Here is an 18022-nt window from a genome sequence, read left to right on the forward strand (position 1 = left end):
TGGGGCGGGTGGGCTGCGGACGCAGGCGGACTTGGGTGAGCGGTCAGGAGTCGAAGCGGTCGAGGAGGGTGCCGAGCCGGTCGAGGGAACGGAGGGATGGCTCGGCGCGGCGCGCGATGGTGAGGATGAGCGCGTTGCTGATCGCCATCGGCACGGTCAGGGAGAGGTAGTCGTCACTGCCGCCGCGGGGCGCGGCGATGATGGTCGACGGGTGCGGGGCCGGCCAGACGACGGTGTCCGTGATGAGCGCGCTGTGTGCACCGACCTCAGCGGCGACGTCGAGCAGCGGGCCGAGCAGGGCGGGAGCCCGCCGGAATGCGAAGGCGAGGAGGAGATCGCCCTCTGAGAGGCGAGCGATGCGCTCCCCGATGTCGCGACGCGAACCGATGAGGTGCACGGTGCGCATCCCGAACCGCTGGAGACGGCGGCTCACGAGGTCGACGAGCACGGTCGCGTTGCCCTGCGCGAACAGGTGCACCTCGCCGGCGCGCAGCACCCGCTCGGCGAGCGCGTCGAGCTCGCTCTGGTGCACGTGGCGTGGCAGCTCCGACAGAGCGGAGAGCTCGTCGGCGACGAAGCCGCCGAGCACGTCGCTCTCCTGGTGCCGCTCGAGGCGCCCCCTGATGCGCTGCGACGGGCCGTCGCCCCCGTGGTAGTCGGAGCGGAGCGCATCCCGGAGCTGCGGGTAGCCCTCGAAGCCGAGGCGCTGCGCGAGGCGCGTGGCGGCCGACTGGTGCAGCTCGAGGGGGCCGGTCAGCTCGGCGGCGCTCCAGAAGGTGGCCTCGAGGGGCTGCGACTGCAGCGCCCCGACCAGCCGACGGTCGGTCGGCGTGAGCAGGTGACCCTGCTGCTTGGCGAGGCTGATGATGAGCACGCCAGGAACGCTAAGTGCAAAAGAACTTGCAATGGGTGCAAGTGCTGCACGTTCACGTGCCGTTCATCGAGTGTCCGATTCGGTGTTCCCTCGCGGGCTCCGCCGGGTCCGCTGGCGTGCCGCTACGCGCTCGCCTGCTTCACCTTGCTCGGCACGGGAAGCATCATGAGGAACCCGACGGCGAGCACGATGCCGATGCCGATGATGCCCATCTTCGGGTTGCCGGAGAGGAACACGAAGAGGCTGAACAGGGCGGGCGTGATGAAGCTCGCGACGCGGTTCGTGGTGGCGTAGAGGCCGAACAGCTCGCCCTCGCGCCCGGGAGGCGTCGCGCGCGACAGGTAGGAGCGACTCGCCGCCTGCGCGGGCCCCACGAAGAGGCAGAGCGCGAGGCCGAAGATCCAGAACACGGTCTTCTCGGAGGGGAGGAAGATGAGCACCACGGAGAACGCCGTGAGCGAGACGAGCGAGGCCATGATCACGAGCTTCGGGCCGAAGCGGTCGTCGAACCAGCCAGCGGCGAGCGTGCCGAGGCCGGCGACGAGGTTCGCGGCGACCGCGAAGTAGATGACCTCGCTGGGCCCGAAGCCGTACACCTGTGCCGCGAGGATCGCGCCGAACGCGAAGATCGCCTGCAGCCCGTCGCGGAACACGGCGCTCGCGGCGAGGAAGAGGAGGAGCTTCGGGTCGCTCTTCGCGAGCTTCCCGATGACGCGGAACAGCACGCCATACGACGCGAAGAAGCTCACCTTTCGGCGGGTCTCGTCCTTCGGGATCTCGGGCACCTTGAACATGACGGGCAACGCGAAGACCACGTACCAGACCGCGGCGAGCACGATCGCGAAGCGGATGTCGAGCGCACCCCCATCCGCCCCGCTCGGCACCCCGAGGACGCCGTTCCGGCCTTCCGCGCCGAACGACTGGATGAACAGCACGAGCAGCAGCACCAGCAGCACGATGCTGCCCAGGTAGCCGAGGCCCCAGCCGATGCCCGAGATGCGGCCCACGTTCTTGGGCGTCGACACCTGCGACAGCATCGCGTTGTAGTTGACGCCGCTCAGCTCGGCGAAGATGGTGCCGACTGCGAGCAGCAACGCGCCCCAGAACAGGTACTCCTCGCCGGGCTGGATGAAGAACATGGACAGCATGATGAGCACGGTGATGCCGGTGAAGATGCCCAGCCACAGCTTTCGCCTCCCCGACCCGTCGGAGCGCTGCCCGAGCACGGGTGCGATGAGGGCGACGAGCAGGCCCGCAATCGTGCTCAGGTTGGCGATGACGTTGGTGGATGCGGCCTGAGCGGCCAGATACTGCGGGTCGAGCGGGTTCACCTCGCCCAGCGCCGCGACCTGCGGGTCGATGAAGAGATCGCTCGCGAGGTACGTGGCGAAGACGAAGGTGACGACGACGGCCTGGAAGGCGGAGTTGCCGACGTCCCACAGCGCCCAGGCGGTCGCGCGCTTCTTCAGCTCCTTCGGCGTGACGGCGGTGCCGCCGTCGACGGTCTCGACCCGCCCGCTCGGAGTCGGGTCGCTGGGGGAGGGTGCGCCTTCGTCGGCGCGGCCGGGGTGTGCCATGCGCGGATTCTATGCGCGTGAGGCGGCGCGGAGGGGAACAGCCTGCGCGAGGTCCTGGCCGGTTGAGTTCGCTCGCCGTTCGTCTGCCGTGAACCGCACTGTGACCTGCGCGTGGCACCCTGGCCCGGAAAGCGGTCGGAGCGTGCGCGCGGCTGCGGACGGGAGGCAGCACATGCGACTCAGGACTCGGGTGTGGCTCGCCGCCCTCGTGATCGCGCTCTTCGGCGTCCTGCTCGGCGCCGCGACGCTCTTCAGCTGGACGGTCAACGAGACCCGCTTCGACCGTCCGAGTGCGGAGTTCGATGCCCTCGTCGAACAGGTCGAGGCGATCCCGGGCGTGACCGAGGTATCGGGACAACGGTGGGTTGAAGCGCCGATCTTCGTCGACCCCATCTCGCGGATCGAGCTCGACGTCGAGCAGGAGCACCTACCCGCCCTGCTCGACGAGCTCTGCGCGTCGGCGCATCCCGAGGGTGTCAGCTGGTCGCTCGAGGTGCCCGCCGCCGCGGGCGGCGTGATGTCGCTGCACAGCCAGACCGACTCCTCTGGGCGAGCGCTGTCAGGAGGCACCTGCCCTGACTTCGGCTTCGACGCCGTGTCGCTCGTCGACGAGCTCGACGAGATCGCGCCCGGCATGGCCGTGCAGCCGGCGATCTGGGAGAACGGGCGCTTCGCCCTCGTCTCCATCGAGGAGACCAGGGACGGCTACCTCCACCTGCTGCCGCTCGTCCAGAACGTCGGGGCGCTGCTTGCCGCCGCGGGCTTGGACCCCGACAGGGAGGTCGAGATCAACTCCACGACGCTCGGTGCCACGGTCCTGCCCGGGCAGCAGGAGCCCTACCTCGCGCTGCTCACCGACCTCGCCGAAGATCACGAGGTCGAGGCCTTCTGGGCAGACGGCGGGAGCGCGCCGATGGGTGGCCGAGACCACGTGAACGTCACCGCGCCCGCCGCCCAGCACGCCGCGATCGAGAGCAGGATCGGCGCATCCGGCCTGCACATCGCGGACTTCCCGGTGACGTTCCACGAGCCGTGAGGCGGACAGCCGCCAAACTTCGGTGACAACTGCGGCCGAACGCGCCCGAGACGGACGGAAGAGGCCGAATAGTCACCGAAGTTTGACGCGGACGGATGTGCTTTCCCGCTTCGGGCCGCCGACGCGCGGCCTACTGCCCGAGCCAGGTGTCGTAGAAGTACGGGCGGCCGACGGCGTTGGTCTCGATGCCGGACACGTTCGGGCTCGTGACGAACACCTGGTAGTTGTCGACGATCGGCACCGTGTAGGCCTCATCGATGACCGTCTCCTGCAGCTCGGCGAGGTTGGCGGCGCGCTCCTCGCTGCCGTTCGCAGTCTCCGAGACGCCGAGCAGCTGCTCCTCGAGCTCGCCGTTCTCCAGCTGGAACTGGTTCGTGTAGTCCTGACCCCAGTACTGGCGCAGCGTCGTCGCGTCGAGGAACGAGTTGGCGACCGGGAAGATGGGCGTGCCGCCCGCGGCGAAGATGTCGGTGTACGTGCTCGCATCCGACTGGCGAATCTCGAGCTCGATGCCGATGGCCTTGAGCTGCTGCTTGGCGAGTTCGAGGATCTGGCCAGACCCGTTGACGAACGGGGAGGTGTACGCGGGGATCGTGAGTCGCGTGCCGCCCTTGACCCGGTAGCCGTCACCGTCCGTCTCGGTCCACCCCGATTCGTCGAGCAGCGTGTTCGAGAGGTCCTGGTCGAAGGCGAGGTTCTCGCTCAGGTCGACCCAGCCCGGCGTCGCGGCCTGCACCGACGAGGTGGCGGGCTTCCAGTTGGAGTTGTAGACGGTGTCGACGATCTCCTCGCGATTCACGCCGTGCTGGATGGCCTGGCGCACCTTCGCGTCGTCCGTGATCTCTGCGTTGGGGCGCAGCACGAAGTTGATGGGCGTGCCGAGGTACTCGCCGTAGATGACGTTGAAGCCCTCGTCCGTGAGGCGCTGCTCCTCGCTCGGCTGCACGAAGTGCACCGAGTCGACCTGGCCGGCCTCGAGGGCGCCCTGGCGGGCGGAGTCCTCCTCGAGCACGTTGAAGGTGATGGAGTCGAGGTAGGCGGGGCCCTCGTGGGCGAACGCCTCGCTCGCCCAGTTGTAGTCGTCGCGCTTCGTGACGACGATCTCGCGCTCCGGCACCTGCGACTCGAAGACGAAGGGGCCCGTGCCGACGACGTTCTCGAGCTTCGCCTGCTCCTCGAGGGGCAGGTCGATCGTGCTCTCGCCGAGGATGCCTGCGGCGAAGAAGCCGAGGCTCGGGATGAACCCGCGGTTGGGGGAGCTGAGGGTCACGAGCACGGTCGTGTCGTCGACGGCCTCGGCGCTCGCGAACTCGCCGGGCACGATGGGCGAGCGGGTGATGCCCTTGCTCTCGTCGCCGAGGCCCAGCACCTCGAGGTTCTTCGCGACGACGTCTGCGTTGAGCGGCGTGCCGTCCGAGAAGGTCACGTCGTCGCGCAGCTTCAGCGTGTACTGGAGTCCGTCCTCGCTTTCCTCCCATGACTCGGCGAGCCACGGGTGCACCTCGCCGGTGCTGTCGACGTAGACGAGCGTCTCGACGAGCTGCGTCCACACCTGGCTCTTGTGCCAGTTGTTCGACTGCTGCTGCTGCCAGCCGTCGGCGATGGCGGTGACGGCGTGCACGAGGTCGCCGCCCTGCGCGGGGGTGTCTGAACCCGCGCTCGCGGTGCTCTGCCCGGTCGCGCATCCGCTGAGCAGAAGGGAGGTGAGGGCGGCGCCGATGACGGCGGCGGAGAAGATGGAGCGGCGTCTGGTCATGACGGTCCTGTCGTGGATGCATGCACGGGTGGGATGCACTGGGAGCCCGGAGGCGGCGCGCTCGGAGTGGCGGGCTGGCGAGAGCGTCGCAGGAAGCCCGGGCGGCGTCCAGGAACCGCGTAATAGTGGGCTCGGGGCGGTCGCTCGGTGACGCTCCGCGCAGAAAAGTTGCCCCACGTGACGGCCACCAGACTTGAGTCGCTCACACTCAACTCTCAGCCACTGAGCTTGACGGTCGGAGCTCGATGAGTAAACTTGAGCGCATACGGCTCAGGTCTGCATCCAACTCGACGTACACGATCGAGGCAGCGACCCGGGCCGACTCAGACTCACACAATCAGCTCTACAAAAGGAGAACCACACATGTCACGTGCTGTTGGAATCGACCTCGGAACCACGAACTCCTGCGTCGCAGTCCTCGAGGGTGGCGAGCCGAAGGTCATCGCAAACGCCGAGGGCTTCCGCACCACCCCGTCGATCGTCGCCTTCACGAAGGACGGCGACGTCCTCGTCGGCGAAACCGCCAAGCGCCAGGCAGTCACAAACGTCGACCGCACCATCGGCTCCGTCAAGCGCCACATGGGAACCACCTGGACCCAGGGCATCGACGACAAGAAGTACACCGCGCAGGAGATCTCCGCGCGCATCCTCGGCAAGCTCAAGCGCGACGCCGAGCAGTACCTGGGCGACAAGGTGACCGACGCGGTCATCACCGTTCCCGCGTACTTCAACGACGCAGAGCGTCAGGCCACGAAGGAAGCCGGCGAGATCGCCGGCCTCAACGTGCTCCGCATCATCAACGAGCCCACCGCCGCCGCACTCGCGTACGGCCTCGACAAGGGCAAGGAAGACGAGCTCATCCTCGTCTTCGACCTCGGTGGCGGAACGTTCGACGTCTCGCTCCTCGAAGTGGGCAAGGACGACGACTTCTCCACGATCCAGGTGCGCTCCACCGCCGGCGACAACCGCCTCGGTGGCGACGACTGGGACGACCGTCTCGTCAAGTACCTCATCACGGAGTTCAAGTCGCAGACCGGCGTCGACGTCGCGAACGACAAGATCGCACTCCAGCGTCTGAAGGAAGCCGCTGAGCAGGCGAAGAAGGAGCTCTCCAGCTCCACGAGCGCCAGCATTCAGCTGCCCTACCTCTCCCTCACGGAGAACGGCCCCGCGAACCTCGACACGAGCATCACCCGCGCCAAGTTCGAGGACCTCACCAAGGACCTCCTGGAGCGCACCCGCAAGCCGTTCGAAGACGTCATCCGCGAAGCCGGCATCAACGTCGACCAGATCGACCACGTCGTCCTCGTCGGTGGCTCCACCCGCATGCCCGCAGTCGCAGAGCTCGTCAAGAAGCTCAGCGGCAAGGACGCCAACAAGGGTGTCAACCCCGACGAGGTCGTCGCCGTCGGCGCAGCACTCCAGGCTGGCGTGCTGAAGGGCGAGCGCAAGGACGTCCTCCTCATCGACGTCACCCCGCTCTCCCTCGGCATCGAGACCAAGGGTGGCATCATGACCAAGCTCATCGAGCGCAACACGGCCATCCCCACCAAGCGCAGCGAGACCTTCACGACGGCCGACGACAACCAGCCGTCCGTGCAGATCCAGGTCTTCCAGGGCGAGCGTGAGTTCACCCGCGACAACAAGAACCTCGGCACCTTCGAGCTCACCGGCATCGCACCGGCCCCCCGTGGCATGCCGCAGATCGAGGTCACGTTCGACATCGACGCCAACGGCATCGTGCACGTCTCCGCAAAGGACAAGGGCACGGGCAAGGAGCAGTCGATGACGATCACCGGCGGCTCCAGCCTCGGCAAGGAAGACATCGAGCGCATGGTCCGCGAGGCGGAAGAGCACGCGGAAGAGGACAAGAAGCGTCGCGAAGGCGCTGAGCAGCGCAACATCGCCGAGACCACGGTCTACCAGGTCGAGAAGGTGCTCACCGAGAACGACGACAAGCTCCCCGCCGACGTCAAGAACGAGGTCCAGGGCGACGTCGACGCCCTCAAGACGGCTCTCGCAGGCGACGACGACGCAGCAGTGAAGTCGGCGCTCGACAAGCTCAACACCAGCCAGACGAAGCTCGGCGAGGCAATCTACGCCGCAGCCCAGGCTGAGCAGGCAGCGGAAGCCCCCACGGCTGACGCACCCGCCGGAGACCAGGCGGCCGACGATGACATCGTCGACGCCGAGGTCGTGGATGACGAGGACGACAAGGACAACAAGTAGTCATGGCTGAAGAGCGAAACGAGTCAGAAGCACGCGGTCCCGAGAACTCGGGAGAAGCAAACGAGCCGATCATCAACGACAAGCGTCGGATCGACCCGGAGACTGGCGAAGTTCGCGACCTCGGCAAGGCTGCTGGTGCCGAGTCGGCGGAGTCCACCCCGGACGACGCCGACCCGGCATCCGGCGAGGCTGCTGAAGCCGCGGCTGAAGGTCTGAGCGTTGAGGACCTCGAGAAGCTCCTCAGCGGGGAAGGCGCGGAAGACGCACCAACCGAGGGCACGCCTGGCGAGAGCGATCTCGCCCAGGAGCGCCTCCAGGACCTGCAGCGCGTCCAGGCGGAGTACGCCAACTACCGCCGCCGCACCGACCGTGAGAAGAGCGAAGCATACGACGCCACCAAGGCTGAAGTGCTCCGCTCCCTCCTCCCGGTGCTCGACGACTTCGACCGTGCCCAGAAGCACGGCGACCTCGTCGAGGACACGCCCATGGCCGTCATCGCCAACAAGCTGCGCACGGCGGTCGAGCGCCTCGGCCTCACCGCCTACGGCGAGGCCGGCGAGGCCTTCGACCCGCAGCGGTACGAGGCGATCGCGCAGCTCCCGAACCCGAGCGTCACCACCGACACCATCGCCGATGTTGTCGAGCGCGGCTACACGGTCGGCGACCGCGTGGTCCGCGTCGCGAAGGCAGCGGTGTTCGTACCCGCTTCGTAAGCACCGCGATCGGCGCACCCGCACCGATCGAACACGGCAGGGGGCACCGCAGACGCGGGCCCCCTCTCGTGTTCATCCAGAAGACATGCTCATTCCTAGGAACAGAAGGACCATATGGCCAGTCAGGATTGGTTTGACAAGGACTTCTACGCGGTGCTCGGCGTATCGAAGGACGTAGACGAAAAAGACCTCAAGAAGCAGTACCGGAAGCTCGCGCGTCAGTACCACCCTGACTCGCACCCGGGAGACACCGCTGCTGAGGCGAAGTTCAAGGAGATCTCCGAGGCCTACTCGGTGATCTCCGACCCAGAGCACCGCGCAGAGTACGACCAGATGCGCGCGATGGGCTCCGGCGCCCGCTTCCAGCAGGGCCCAGGCGGCCCCGGAGGCGCGGGCTTCGAAGACGTGTTCGGCGGGATGTTCAACGGCGGCGGTGCGCGCCGAGGCGCGTCGAATGCGGACTTCGAGGACCTCCTCGGCTCCATGTTCGGCGGAGGCGGCGGCGGATTCGGCGCCGGCAGCTTCGGCGGCGGCGCAGGTCGCCCCGCCGGTTTCCAGACCGGACCGCAGAAGGGCCGCGACCAGAGCGCATCCACGACCCTCGGTTTCATGACCGCCATCAAGGGCGACACCGTGGAGCTGCAGGGGCAGGACGGACGCGTCGTGAAGGTGCGCGTTCCGGCCGGCGTCGAGGACGGGCAGAAGATCCGACTCCGCGGCAAGGGCGGCCAGAGCCCCAACGGCGGCGAAGCGGGAGACCTGATCCTCACGGTGACGGTGCGCCCGGACCCCGTCTTCACCCGCTCGGGCCTCAACCTCGAGGTCACCGTGCCCGTCTCCTTCGCGGAGGCAGTGCTCGGCGCGACCATCGAGGTACCCACGGTCGACGGCGGCACCGTGCGCGTGAAGGTCGCGCCCGGCACCCCGAACGGCAAGACGCTGCGCGTCAAAGGCCGCGGCATCGAGACGAAGAAGGGCAAGGGCGATCTGCTCGTGCACCTGGAGGTCGCGGTCCCGAACCATCTCTCAAGTGCGCAAGAGAAGGCCCTCGCTGACTTCGTCGCCGCATCCGGTGACGAGAGCCCGCGCGAGGATCTCCTCCGCCTCGCCCGCCAAGGCAGGTAGGGGCGCTCATGGCACTCCCCTCCGACCTCGACGAGGACGCCCCGATCTTCGCGATCGCCATGGCCGCCGAGCTCGCGAACATGCACCCGCAGACCCTGCGGCAATACGACCGGATGGGTCTGGTCACGCCGCAGCGTACGGCGGGCCGCGTGCGGCGCTACTCGCTGCGCGACGTGGCGCAGCTGCGGGAGATCGCAGTGCTCTCGAACGAGGGCGTGAGCCTCGAAGGCATCGCGCGCGTGCTCGAGCTGCAGCGTGAGGTGCTCGGGCTGCGGCGGCGCGTGCGGGCGCTCGAGGTGGAGCTCGCCGACGAGCGTCTCACACGACTGGGCGGCCGGGTCTTCGCGGCTGGCGAGCGCGGCGACGTCGTGCCACTCGCGCACGGGCGCCGCACTGCACGCCGCACCGAGGTCGTCGTCTGGCGGCCGGCTCGCGTGCACGAGGCGGAACGCGAAGCCGAGGAGCGCCCACGCCCCGTGCGCAGGCGTCGCCCCACCGCGAAGAAGCCCGCGGACGGCTAGGCACGCCGAGGAACGCGCCGTGAGCATCCGTGCATTCCGGTCCCAGCGGTTCCCGATCACCCACCGGTCACCGGAAGAGGTGTGGCGGGCTGCGACCCCCTTCGGCACGGCCACGCTCGTGTACGCGGCCGACCCCTGGCGCGCGACGGCCTCCGGCGACGGGCTCCCGACCGCCGAGCTCATCGCCGACGAGACGCACCACCGCGGGGCGGCCTGGGTCGCACCCGAGGGCGCATTCCGGTTCCCGATGCAGCTCGTCGTCGGCGGTATCGCCGGCGAGGTGACGCAGCCGCATGCTCGGCGATTCGACCTTCAGCTCACTCGCCGCTCGCGCACGGTGCGGGCTCGCGTCGACGGCACCGAGTGGACGATGCGCGGCGTCGGCCTCTCGAGCGTTCAGGTCTCCCGCAATGGGGCGCCGGTCGTGACAAGCGGGGCGTCGTTCACGTCGCATCGGCTCAAGGGCGGGTGCACACCCCAGGACCTCGCCGTCGCGATCGCGCTCTCGCCGCTGCGCGCGACGCTGTTCGTGCTGACGAGTCTCGCCTGAGGGGCGGCGGGAGTTCGGCCAGGGGCCAGCTGGTGAGTCCTTGCGGCGCGAAGAGTTGTGGCCCGTTGTCGTGCCCGCCTGCGGGAGTGACAACGGGCCACAACTTTGCCTGCGTGGTGGCGGGTCGCGGGTCGCGGATGCTGCGGGCGGGCGGGCGGGAGCCGCGAGCACCAGAGAGTTGTGGCCCGGTGCTGTTCCCGTTCTCGGGAGCAGCACCGGGCCACAACTCTGACTGCGTGAGTCTGCCTTCGCCCGCGCGCGGCGCGGAGGATGCTCCGGTCAGCGGGCGCCGTTGCCGCCGTCGACGCGCCACTGCGCGCCGGTCACGAACGACGCCTCGTCCGAGCCGAGGAACACGACGACGCGCGCGATATCGAGCGGCTCCGCGTAGCGGCCCATCGGGATCGCCGCCTGGAAGCCTGCCTTCGCGGCCTCGGTGTCGCCGCCGCCGAATCCTTCCTCGAGGCGCCGCACCATCTGCGTGTTCACGCCGGACGGGTGGATGCTGTTGACCCGCACCCCGGTCGCCGCGACCTCGAGCGCGGCCGACTTCGTGAAGCCGACGACGGCGTGCTTCGACGCGACGTAGGCGGAGACGCCCGGCGACCCGTCGAGGCCTGCCTCCGAGGAGGTGTTGATGATGCTGCCGCTGCCGCGCTCGGTCATGACCTTGAGCACGTGCTTCATGCCGAGGAAGACTCCGCGGACGTTGACGGCGAACACCTTCTCGTAGTTGTCGACGCTCGCCTCCGTGAGCGGGCCGACGGCGCCCTCGATGCCGGCGTTGTTGAAGAACACGTCGATGGTGCCGAACGCCCCGACGGTCTCGGCGACGTAGCGCTCGACGTCTGCCTCATTGGTGACGTCCGCAGTGATCGTGATGACGTCCCCGTGTGCCGCGAGGCGCTCGCGCGTGGCCTCGAGCGGCTTGGCGAACAGATCGACCAGAGCCACGCGGGCCCCCAGCTTGAGGAACTCCTCTGCGGTCGCAGCGCCGATGCCGCCCGCTCCACCGGTGATGAGGACTGAACGTCCGCTGAAATCTGTCATATCGCAACTCCTTTGTCGTCTTGGTCCGCGTGGCGTCGCTCGCCCGCGACAGTCGTCGGCCGCCGGGTCTGGGCTGCCAGCGGCGCGACCAGGCTAGGGGCCGCTCATGCGCATCCACTGTGTACCGACACAACGGAACGCTCGGAGGCGGGCGCAGTCGAAGAACGCTCGGAAACGGGAGCGCCGTGGGAGGGTCCGTCTCGGCGCAGAGTTGTGGCGGCATGCCATCGCGGCGTGGCGCAGAAGCGCAAAGCCACAACTTCTCGGGGCGGTCGCGGTGGTGGATGCGCTGCGCTCGCGCCGCGTTCGCTGTCCTGCCGCGCTCGTGCTGGCTGTCGTGCCGGGTGCCCCGGCGCTCGCGCGGCCGGGTGCTCGCGGCGTCAGGCGTCCGCGGTCAGGCGCTGGGTGCCGAGCACGGAGAGCAGCTGCAGCCTGTCGTAGCTCTTGGTGCCGGGCGTCGCCGTGAGCACCAGCAGGGTCTGGCCCTGCGTGGGGTCGACGAGGAACTGGCACTGCACGGTGATCACCCCGGTCTCGGGATGCTGCACGCGCTTCTCGAGCTCGTGCATCGCATTGATCTCGTGGTCGGCCCAGATCTCGGCGAACTCCGGGCTTACCGCGAGGAGGGCGTCGATGACCCGCTGGGCGCGAGAGTCAGGACCCTGCTGGGCCGCGAAGCCACGGGCATCCGCGGCGAAGGCGCGCGACAGCTTGTCATGGTCGCTTTCCGGGTAGACGTGGCGGGCGCCGGGGTCGGTGAACCAGCGGTAGACGACGCTGCGTGCATTGCCGGTGAAGCGGGTCTCGTCGCCGAACAGCGCCCGCGCCGCTGGCGTCTGCACGAGCGTCTCGCCCATGGCCGTCATGACCTGGGCTGGGGTGTCGGCGAGCCGGTCGAGGATGCGCATGAGCCCCGGCGCGACGTGCTCGCCGCTGATCGTGCGCTTCGGCGGCTGGTGACCGGCGAGGTAGAAGAGGTGGTCGCGCTCTGCCAGAGTGAGGCGCAGCCCGCGGGCGATCGCGGCGAGCATCTGCTCGGACGGCTGCGGGCCGCGGCTCTGCTCGAGTCGGCTGTAGTAGTCGACCGACATGTCGCTGAGCGCCGCGACCTCCTCGCGCCGCAGACCCGCCGTCCGGCGGCGCGGCCCCTTCGTCATGCCGACGTCCTCCGGTTGCAGCGCTTCTCGGCGGCTGCGAAGGAAGTCGGCAAGCTGGGCTCTGTCCATGAGGCGAGGCTAGCGGGCCGCGTGCTCGGCGACGAGCTGCTCGGACAGCTCCCACAAGCGGCGCGCATCCGCTTCACTCGTGACCCGCGAGTAGAGCTTCTGCTCGGCGGGGCGGCCGCCGATGTGGCCGGGCCCCTTCGGGCCGTACAGACGCCCTCCCTTCGCGTCCGGGCTGGTGGCCGCGAGGATCGCGGGGAGCGCGGCGCTCTGCGGGGTGCCGGCGATGCCGATGCGGGAGAGCACGCGGATGACCTTGACCTCGGTGGTGTCGCTCGTGCGGCCCATGCCCGGCTGCGCGGAGAGCAGGTTCGTGGGGGAGACGCCGGGGTGCGAGAGGTTGCTTGTGATGCCCCAGCCGTTCGCCTCGCTGAGGCGGTGCAGGTGCATCCCGAGCAGGCCGGTGGCGATCTTCGACGAGCTGTACGAGCCCATGTTGCTGTAGCTGCGCTCCCAGTTGAGGTCGTCCCAGTTCACGGCGCCCTGGTTGGCGGCGACGCTGATCTGCGTGGTGACGTGCGCTTTGCCCTCCTTGAGCAGGGGGAGGAGGCCGGTGGTGAGCGCGAAGTGGCCGAGGTGGTTGGTGCCGAACTGCAGCTCGAAGCCGTCGCTCGTGGCGCGACGCTCTGGCGGCGTCATGACGCCGGCGTTGTTGATGAGGATGTTGATGGGGCGTCGCGCGGCGACGAGCTCCCCCGTGAGGGCGGCGACCGATGTCAGCGATGAGAGGTCGAGGTCGCGCAGCTCGAGCTTCGCGCTCGGGTTCGAGGCCCGGATGCGCGCGGCGGCCTTCTCGCCCTTCTCGCGGTTGCGCACGGGCATGATCACTTCGGCGCCAGCGCGGGCGAGGCGGCTGGCGATGTGAAAGCCGATACCGTCGCTCGCGCCCGTGACGAGGGCGAGCTTGCCGTTGAGGGACGGGACCTGGATGTCGATGTTCTTCGGCACTGGATTCTCCTGAATTGTGCGGGCGCCAAGCTCGCGAGTGGTGATGAAGCGAATCTGCAGTCTGGCTGCTGGAACCAGTGTGATGCTTCGATCCTCTTCGATTCAGGACTCGCTCATCCAGGGATTCCCGATCCCTGGGTGAGCGCACAGCGCGGGACTCAGAATGTCGGAGGTTGGGAACATACTGGCGGCAACGAATCGAAAGGAGTGACCATGCTCGGGTTTCACACCTACCTGCACTGGACGGATACAGGCCGCACTCAGCGCAGCCTGCCTGGTTGGAGCAGTCAGGACATGGTTTCGGTCCAGGACAACTCGGCGTGTGAGGGGCGTGACCTGGGTGGCACATGCAGGTGCGATGCACCGCATCCGTGGCGAGGACTTGCTGAGCGGGAGGCGGTCGTCTCCCACGGCGGTGACGGCTATCCGACGCGGTACGAGCTCGCCGTCGAGGGGCTCATCGATCTCTACCTGCGTGTTGAACGTCAGGCGATCCGCGAGCTCACGCTGGAAGGTGGCCCGGTCGACACGGCGACCCGGGTTGCGGAGTTGCGGGCGCTGGCGCCGGGGACGATCGTCGTCGTCAAGGAGTGGGATCAAAGCTGACATGAACAGGGCGGTGGAGTGCGATGGGTCTTTTTGACGGGGACGCGGGCAACTTGAGTGAAACGGTGCGGCAGATGGGCCAGGAGGTCCAGGTCGCGCTGCTCGCGCGGGGTTGGGCGGTCACGGACCCCTGGGTCGAGGAGGACCAGCCGATGGAGTTCTTCTGGCCGCCGACGGCACCACATGGGTACGGTCGGCGACCCCCAGTGCCTGCCGCGGTGGCCCGAGACCGGTCGAAGTTGGCCGAGCCAGAGGCGACTCCGTGGCTGGCGCCAACACGGATCGCGCGGGTGGATGGTGGTTGGCGAGTCCAGCACGGCGAGTCAGCAGCGGCGGGGCCGGCCGAACCGGCTTTGCATGGCGACGACGCCTCGCTGCTCGCGGATATCGAAGGCATCGAGTGCTGGCCAATGAGCGTTGAGGAGTCCCTCCAGATCCGAATGGAACGGGTCTTCCAAGCGACATACGCCGCCGCGCACAACGAGCACTATCCCGGATTCACCTCCACCGAGCCCTACGTGACCAGGTACAACGTCGTGTTGCGGCAGCTCCGTCTCGGGAAGGCTCAGGGAGGAGCCCCTGGTGCCGTCGCGGGGTCCTCTCCTTCGCATCCGCGGGGTGACCTCAACGCGCAGCTGCTGCTCATCGATGCAGAAGCCTGGGCCTCCGCGGTGCGAACGGCGCGCGTGGCAGGTGAGGCTTGAGACCGGGTGGCTCAGCGGGAGGGCCGCGGCTGAGTGGGGCCTAGCTCCGCACGAACGTGACTTCGTCTGCCGGGACGGCGACATCGTGTTCGTCTACGAGCTGGAAGGTGACGGAGCTCTCGCCGTCGCGGCCCCGCGCATCCACCTTCGCTGGGGCTTCCCGGGGCACATGCGTCTCGCCCCACTGCTTCATGGCGATCAGGACGGCGCTCAGCTCACGGCCTGCCGGGGTGAGGTCGTACGCCTCGCGCGTGCGCTGGCCGGGTTCCTGGTAAGAAGTTCTTGTCATCACGTCGGCCTCGACGAGCTTTGCGAGCCTGGCGCTGAGCACATCGCTGGCGATGCCGAGGCTGTCGCGGAACTCGGCGAACGTCCGACGACCGAGCAACGCTTCCCTGACGAGGAGGAAGCTCCACGGGTCGTCGAGAACGCCGAGGCAGCGGGCGATCGCGCAAGAGCCGTTGAGGGCCTTGGTGAGGGCTGGCGACTGGCGGGGCATGACGCGACTCTAACCTGACTTCCTTTTTCGGAGCCAGGTGAGCCCGGAGCCAGATAAGCCCGGAGTCAGGCTCGCCTGCCGTGCGTGGTCTTCAGTGTGACCGCGAGCGACCATCTGGGTTGCTAAAACAGAGCCAGCTTCCTATGGTCGTGCCAGGCGGTGCCTCCCCGGTGCCACCCGCCGACGACGAGCCCGAGGAGACTTCGGATGCGCCGAGCACGCCAACTGCCCGAGGCTGACCTGCACCCGGCGCCATCGCGCCCAGGCACGCGCCGCGCCTTCTGGGCCGCCGCGTTCGTGCTCGCCCTGGCGCTCTGGTCGTCCGGGGCGCCGAGCGTGCTGTATCCGCTCTACGCCGATCAGTGGAACCTCTCACCTGTCGTCGTGACGAGCGTCTTCGCCACGTACCAGGTGGCCCTTGTAGTCGCGCTGCCCCTCTTCGGGAACCTCTCCGACGTGTTCGGCCGGCGTCTCGTGATGGTCGGGGGCGTCGCGCTGATCGGCGTCTCGGCCCTCGTGTTCGCGGTCGCGCCGAACGTTGGATTCCTGTTTGCGGGACGGGTGCTGCAGGGCCTCGGGGCAGGGCTTGCGATGGGCGCAGCCACCGCCGCGCTGGTGGAGAACAACACCAACGCGAGCCCACGCTTCGCGAGCTCGACGGCGACCGTCTCCACCGCCGTCGGGCTGACGGCCGCGCTTGCGCTCAGCGGCCTCTTCGCGGAGTTCGTCGCGATGCCGCTCGTCTGGAGCTACGTCGTGCTCCTGGGCCTGGCGGCGGTCAACATCTGGCTGCTTGTGCTCTCGCCGGACGACCGGCCTAAGGAGCGTCGCCGCTGGCGCCCGCAGCGGCCCAGGGTGCCGGCGGGCATTCGCTTGGGCTTCACGGTCTCGACCCTGTCGGTCGCGCTTGCGTACTGCGTCGGCGCGATCTTCCTGTCCCTCGGCGCGCACATGATCCGGGAGTTCGCGGATACGGAGAACAGCGCACTGATCGGCGTCATCCTGGCCTGCTCCTCGGCGACGATCGGCGTCACGGGCCTGCTCCTCTCCCGGATCTCGGCGCAGGCCTCCGTGCTGGCTGGCGCCATCGTGACTCTGCTCAGTCTCGTGCTCATGGCCGCGGCGAGCGTGTTCGGCTCCTTGCCGCTCTTCTTCGGTTGGTGCCTCGTCGGCGGCGTCGCTTACGCACTCGCATTCACTGGCGGGCTCGGCCTCATCAACAGGCTCGCGCCCGCGCATCACCGAGGCGCGAGCCTGTCACTGCTCTACGTCATCGCGTACGCCCTGCAGGCGGGCACCGCGATCGGGGTTGGGGCCATCGCCACGGGAGGGACGCTCGCCATGGCTGTCCTGGTCGCCGCGACGGTGGTCGGAGCGATGTGTGCCGCGGTCGTCGTGCTGATCGTCGTAGCGCGGAGGGGCGGGCGTCTCTAGGGGTTCGTGCGCAGGTGTCTGTCGATCGCCGCCTCGGACGAAGCTCTTGACAAAATAACTGAGTAAACTCAGAATTGAGTACGCTCGGCAGATGCGGGCGATTCACCGACGCGATCTCGAATCCGGAGCCTCACCCATGCGAGCGTTCACCTTCTCCACGTACAAGACGCCTCTGCGCGAGGCCGACGTCGCCGAACCGGTCGTCGGCGACCACGACGTCGTTGTCCAGGTGCAGGCCGCCGGCGTGAACCAGCTCGACGAGAAGATCCGCATCGGCGAGTTCAAGCAGATCCTGCCGTACAAGCTGCCCCTGACCCTCGGGCACGATGTCGCCGGCACGGTGCTCCGGGTCGGCGCCGCCGTTCGCGCGTTCCGGCCTGGCGACGAGGTCTACGCGAGGCCCCGCGACCACCGCATCGGCACGTTCGCCGAGCGCATCGCGATCGACGAGGCGGATGCGGCGCCGAAGCCGTCCTCCATCTCCATGGAAGAGGCGGGCTCGCTCCCGCTCGTCGCCCTCACCGCCTGGCAGGCGCTCGTCGAGATCGGTCGTGTGCAGCCCGGACAGAAGGTTCTGATCCACGCCGGAGCGGGCGGCGTCGGGTCTATCGCGATCCAGCTCGCCAAGCACCTGGGTGCCGAGGTCGCCACCACGGCGAGCGCGGCCAACGCCGAGTTCGTCCGTGGGCTCGGCGCCGACCACACGATCGACTACCGCAACGAGGACTTCGAGCAGCTCCTCAGCGGTTACGACTTCGTGCTCGACAGCCTCGGTGGCGAGAACCTCGAGAAGTCGCTCCGCATCCTGAAGCCAGGCGGGATCGCCGTCGGGATCTCAGGTCCGCCCACCCCGGACTTTGCCCGCAGCGCGGGCCTGAACCCCGTGCTGCGCCTCGCGATTGCCGGGCTCAGCGGCAAGGTGCGCAAGCAGGCGAAACGCCTCGGCGTCGAGTACCGCTTCCTCTTCATGAGAGCGAGTGGTAAGCAACTGCGGGAGATTTCGGCGCTCGTCGAGAGCGGAGCGTTCAAGCCCGTCGTGGGACGGGTCTTCCCCTTTGACGAGACCGTGCAGGCGCTCGAGTCGCTGAGGGACGGCGGTATTCGCGGCAAGACGGTCGTCAGCATCCCGTAGCGAGTGCCGTCCGCACCGCCTTCGTCGAGATTCGAGAGAGAACAT

17 protein-coding genes are annotated in these 18022 nt (G+C 68.4%); 10 read left to right on the forward strand and 7 right to left on the reverse strand.

The features are described 5' to 3' along the window. Positions 1 to 43: 43 nt before the first annotated feature. Together HDC34_RS02000 and HDC34_RS02005 are read right to left on the reverse strand one after the other, a co-directional pair. Positions 44 to 874, reverse strand: a complete 831-nt coding sequence (locus tag HDC34_RS02000; RefSeq protein ID WP_179555627.1) for a MurR/RpiR family transcriptional regulator — start codon at positions 872 to 874, stop codon at positions 44 to 46. Positions 875 to 996: 122 nt separating this feature from the next. Continuing rightward, positions 997 to 2451, reverse strand: a complete 1455-nt coding sequence (locus tag HDC34_RS02005; protein WP_179555628.1) for an MFS transporter — start codon at positions 2449 to 2451, stop codon at positions 997 to 999. 172 nt (positions 2452 to 2623) lie between these two features. Here HDC34_RS02005 and HDC34_RS02010 point away from each other — a divergent pair, with 172 nt between their 5' ends. Beyond that, a complete protein-coding gene (locus tag HDC34_RS02010; protein ID WP_179555629.1) occupies positions 2624 to 3487 on the forward strand; it encodes a hypothetical protein in 864 nt (287 codons plus the stop codon). Between the two features lie 130 nt (positions 3488 to 3617). Here the strand turns inward: HDC34_RS02010 and HDC34_RS02015 are convergent, their stop codons facing one another. Further along, positions 3618 to 5243 (reverse strand): ABC transporter substrate-binding protein, encoded by a 1626-nt coding sequence (locus HDC34_RS02015; RefSeq protein ID WP_179555630.1) that lies wholly within the window; start codon positions 5241 to 5243, stop codon positions 3618 to 3620. A gap of 363 nt (positions 5244 to 5606) precedes the next feature. On the opposite strand from HDC34_RS02015, the gene dnaK reads away from it, so the two are divergent. The 5 genes from dnaK (at position 5607) to HDC34_RS02040 (ending at position 10381) form a co-directional block, all read left to right on the forward strand. After that, positions 5607 to 7472: a molecular chaperone DnaK gene (dnaK, locus tag HDC34_RS02020; protein WP_104313183.1), complete on the forward strand. Its 1866-nt coding sequence runs from the start codon at positions 5607 to 5609 to the stop codon at positions 7470 to 7472. 2 nt (positions 7473 to 7474) lie between these two features. Beyond that, positions 7475 to 8185: a nucleotide exchange factor GrpE gene (locus HDC34_RS02025; protein ID WP_179555631.1), complete on the forward strand. Its 711-nt coding sequence runs from the start codon at positions 7475 to 7477 to the stop codon at positions 8183 to 8185. Between the two features lie 114 nt (positions 8186 to 8299). Next, positions 8300 to 9310: a DnaJ C-terminal domain-containing protein gene (locus HDC34_RS02030; protein WP_104254235.1), complete on the forward strand. Its 1011-nt coding sequence runs from the start codon at positions 8300 to 8302 to the stop codon at positions 9308 to 9310. 8 nt (positions 9311 to 9318) lie between these two features. Then, positions 9319 to 9831, forward strand: coding sequence for a heat shock protein transcriptional repressor HspR (locus HDC34_RS02035; RefSeq protein ID WP_179555632.1), 513 nt, complete (start codon positions 9319 to 9321; stop codon positions 9829 to 9831). A gap of 19 nt (positions 9832 to 9850) precedes the next feature. Next, the gene (locus HDC34_RS02040; RefSeq protein WP_179555633.1) at positions 9851 to 10381 is read left to right on the forward strand and encodes a hypothetical protein; all 531 of its coding nucleotides are present in this window, start codon (positions 9851 to 9853) and stop codon (positions 10379 to 10381) included. 279 nt (positions 10382 to 10660) lie between these two features. On the opposite strand, the gene HDC34_RS02045 is transcribed toward HDC34_RS02040, so the two are convergent. The 3 genes from HDC34_RS02045 to HDC34_RS02055 all read right to left on the reverse strand — a co-directional run bounded on the left by HDC34_RS02045 (position 10661) and on the right by HDC34_RS02055 (position 13602). Beyond that, entirely contained in the window at positions 10661 to 11431 is a 771-nt protein-coding gene (locus tag HDC34_RS02045) for an SDR family NAD(P)-dependent oxidoreductase (protein ID WP_179555634.1), read from the reverse strand. Between the two features lie 380 nt (positions 11432 to 11811). After that, positions 11812 to 12657, reverse strand: a complete 846-nt coding sequence (locus tag HDC34_RS02050) for a helix-turn-helix transcriptional regulator (protein WP_179555635.1) — start codon at positions 12655 to 12657, stop codon at positions 11812 to 11814. A gap of 9 nt (positions 12658 to 12666) precedes the next feature. After that, positions 12667 to 13602 (reverse strand): SDR family oxidoreductase, encoded by a 936-nt coding sequence (locus HDC34_RS02055; protein WP_179555636.1) that lies wholly within the window; start codon positions 13600 to 13602, stop codon positions 12667 to 12669. 213 nt (positions 13603 to 13815) lie between these two features. On the opposite strand from HDC34_RS02055, the gene HDC34_RS02060 reads away from it, so the two are divergent. Both HDC34_RS02060 and HDC34_RS02065 read left to right on the forward strand, forming a co-directional pair. Continuing rightward, positions 13816 to 14208 carry a hypothetical protein gene (locus HDC34_RS02060; protein ID WP_179555637.1) on the forward strand — a complete coding sequence of 131 codons (393 nt, stop codon included), beginning with the start codon at positions 13816 to 13818 and terminating at the stop codon, positions 14206 to 14208. 410 nt (positions 14209 to 14618) lie between these two features. After that, a complete protein-coding gene (locus HDC34_RS02065) occupies positions 14619 to 14912 on the forward strand; it encodes a hypothetical protein (protein ID WP_179555638.1) in 294 nt (97 codons plus the stop codon). A 40-nt stretch (positions 14913 to 14952) separates the two neighbouring features. Here the strand turns inward: HDC34_RS02065 and HDC34_RS02070 are convergent, their stop codons facing one another. Continuing rightward, positions 14953 to 15411: a helix-turn-helix domain-containing protein gene (locus HDC34_RS02070; RefSeq protein ID WP_179555639.1), complete on the reverse strand. Its 459-nt coding sequence runs from the start codon at positions 15409 to 15411 to the stop codon at positions 14953 to 14955. A gap of 207 nt (positions 15412 to 15618) precedes the next feature. On the opposite strand from HDC34_RS02070, the gene HDC34_RS02075 reads away from it, so the two are divergent. Together HDC34_RS02075 and HDC34_RS02080 are read left to right on the forward strand one after the other, a co-directional pair. Next, the gene (locus HDC34_RS02075; RefSeq protein ID WP_218854861.1) at positions 15619 to 16845 is read left to right on the forward strand and encodes an MFS transporter; all 1227 of its coding nucleotides are present in this window, start codon (positions 15619 to 15621) and stop codon (positions 16843 to 16845) included. A gap of 136 nt (positions 16846 to 16981) precedes the next feature. Further along, the gene (locus tag HDC34_RS02080; protein WP_179555640.1) at positions 16982 to 17977 is read left to right on the forward strand and encodes an NADP-dependent oxidoreductase; all 996 of its coding nucleotides are present in this window, start codon (positions 16982 to 16984) and stop codon (positions 17975 to 17977) included. The last annotated feature ends 45 nt before the right edge of the window (positions 17978 to 18022 follow it).

The sequence above is a fragment of the Pseudoclavibacter sp. JAI123 genome, assembly GCF_013409665.1.
In the GTDB taxonomy this organism is placed as follows: domain Bacteria; phylum Actinomycetota; class Actinomycetes; order Actinomycetales; family Microbacteriaceae; genus Pseudoclavibacter.

Coding starts and splice junctions, on each gene's coding strand:
- HDC34_RS02005 (WP_179555628.1), bottom strand. CDS start 2,451: ATGGCACACCCCGGCCGCGCCGACGAAGGCGCACCCTCCCCCAGCGAC.
- HDC34_RS02010 (WP_179555629.1), top strand. CDS start 2,624: ATGCGACTCAGGACTCGGGTGTGGCTCGCCGCCCTCGTGATCGCGCTC.
- HDC34_RS02015 (WP_179555630.1), bottom strand. CDS start 5,243: ATGACCAGACGCCGCTCCATCTTCTCCGCCGCCGTCATCGGCGCCGCC.
- dnaK (WP_104313183.1), top strand. CDS start 5,607: ATGTCACGTGCTGTTGGAATCGACCTCGGAACCACGAACTCCTGCGTC.
- HDC34_RS02025 (WP_179555631.1), top strand. CDS start 7,475: ATGGCTGAAGAGCGAAACGAGTCAGAAGCACGCGGTCCCGAGAACTCG.
- HDC34_RS02030 (WP_104254235.1), top strand. CDS start 8,300: ATGGCCAGTCAGGATTGGTTTGACAAGGACTTCTACGCGGTGCTCGGC.
- HDC34_RS02035 (WP_179555632.1), top strand. CDS start 9,319: ATGGCACTCCCCTCCGACCTCGACGAGGACGCCCCGATCTTCGCGATC.
- HDC34_RS02045 (WP_179555634.1), bottom strand. CDS start 11,431: ATGACAGATTTCAGCGGACGTTCAGTCCTCATCACCGGTGGAGCGGGC.
- HDC34_RS02050 (WP_179555635.1), bottom strand. CDS start 12,657: ATGGACAGAGCCCAGCTTGCCGACTTCCTTCGCAGCCGCCGAGAAGCG.
- HDC34_RS02060 (WP_179555637.1), top strand. CDS start 13,816: ATGCTCGGGTTTCACACCTACCTGCACTGGACGGATACAGGCCGCACT.
- HDC34_RS02065 (WP_179555638.1), top strand. CDS start 14,619: ATGAGCGTTGAGGAGTCCCTCCAGATCCGAATGGAACGGGTCTTCCAA.
- HDC34_RS02070 (WP_179555639.1), bottom strand. CDS start 15,411: ATGCCCCGCCAGTCGCCAGCCCTCACCAAGGCCCTCAACGGCTCTTGC.
- HDC34_RS02075 (WP_218854861.1), top strand. CDS start 15,619: ATGCGCCGAGCACGCCAACTGCCCGAGGCTGACCTGCACCCGGCGCCA.
- HDC34_RS02080 (WP_179555640.1), top strand. CDS start 16,982: ATGCGAGCGTTCACCTTCTCCACGTACAAGACGCCTCTGCGCGAGGCC.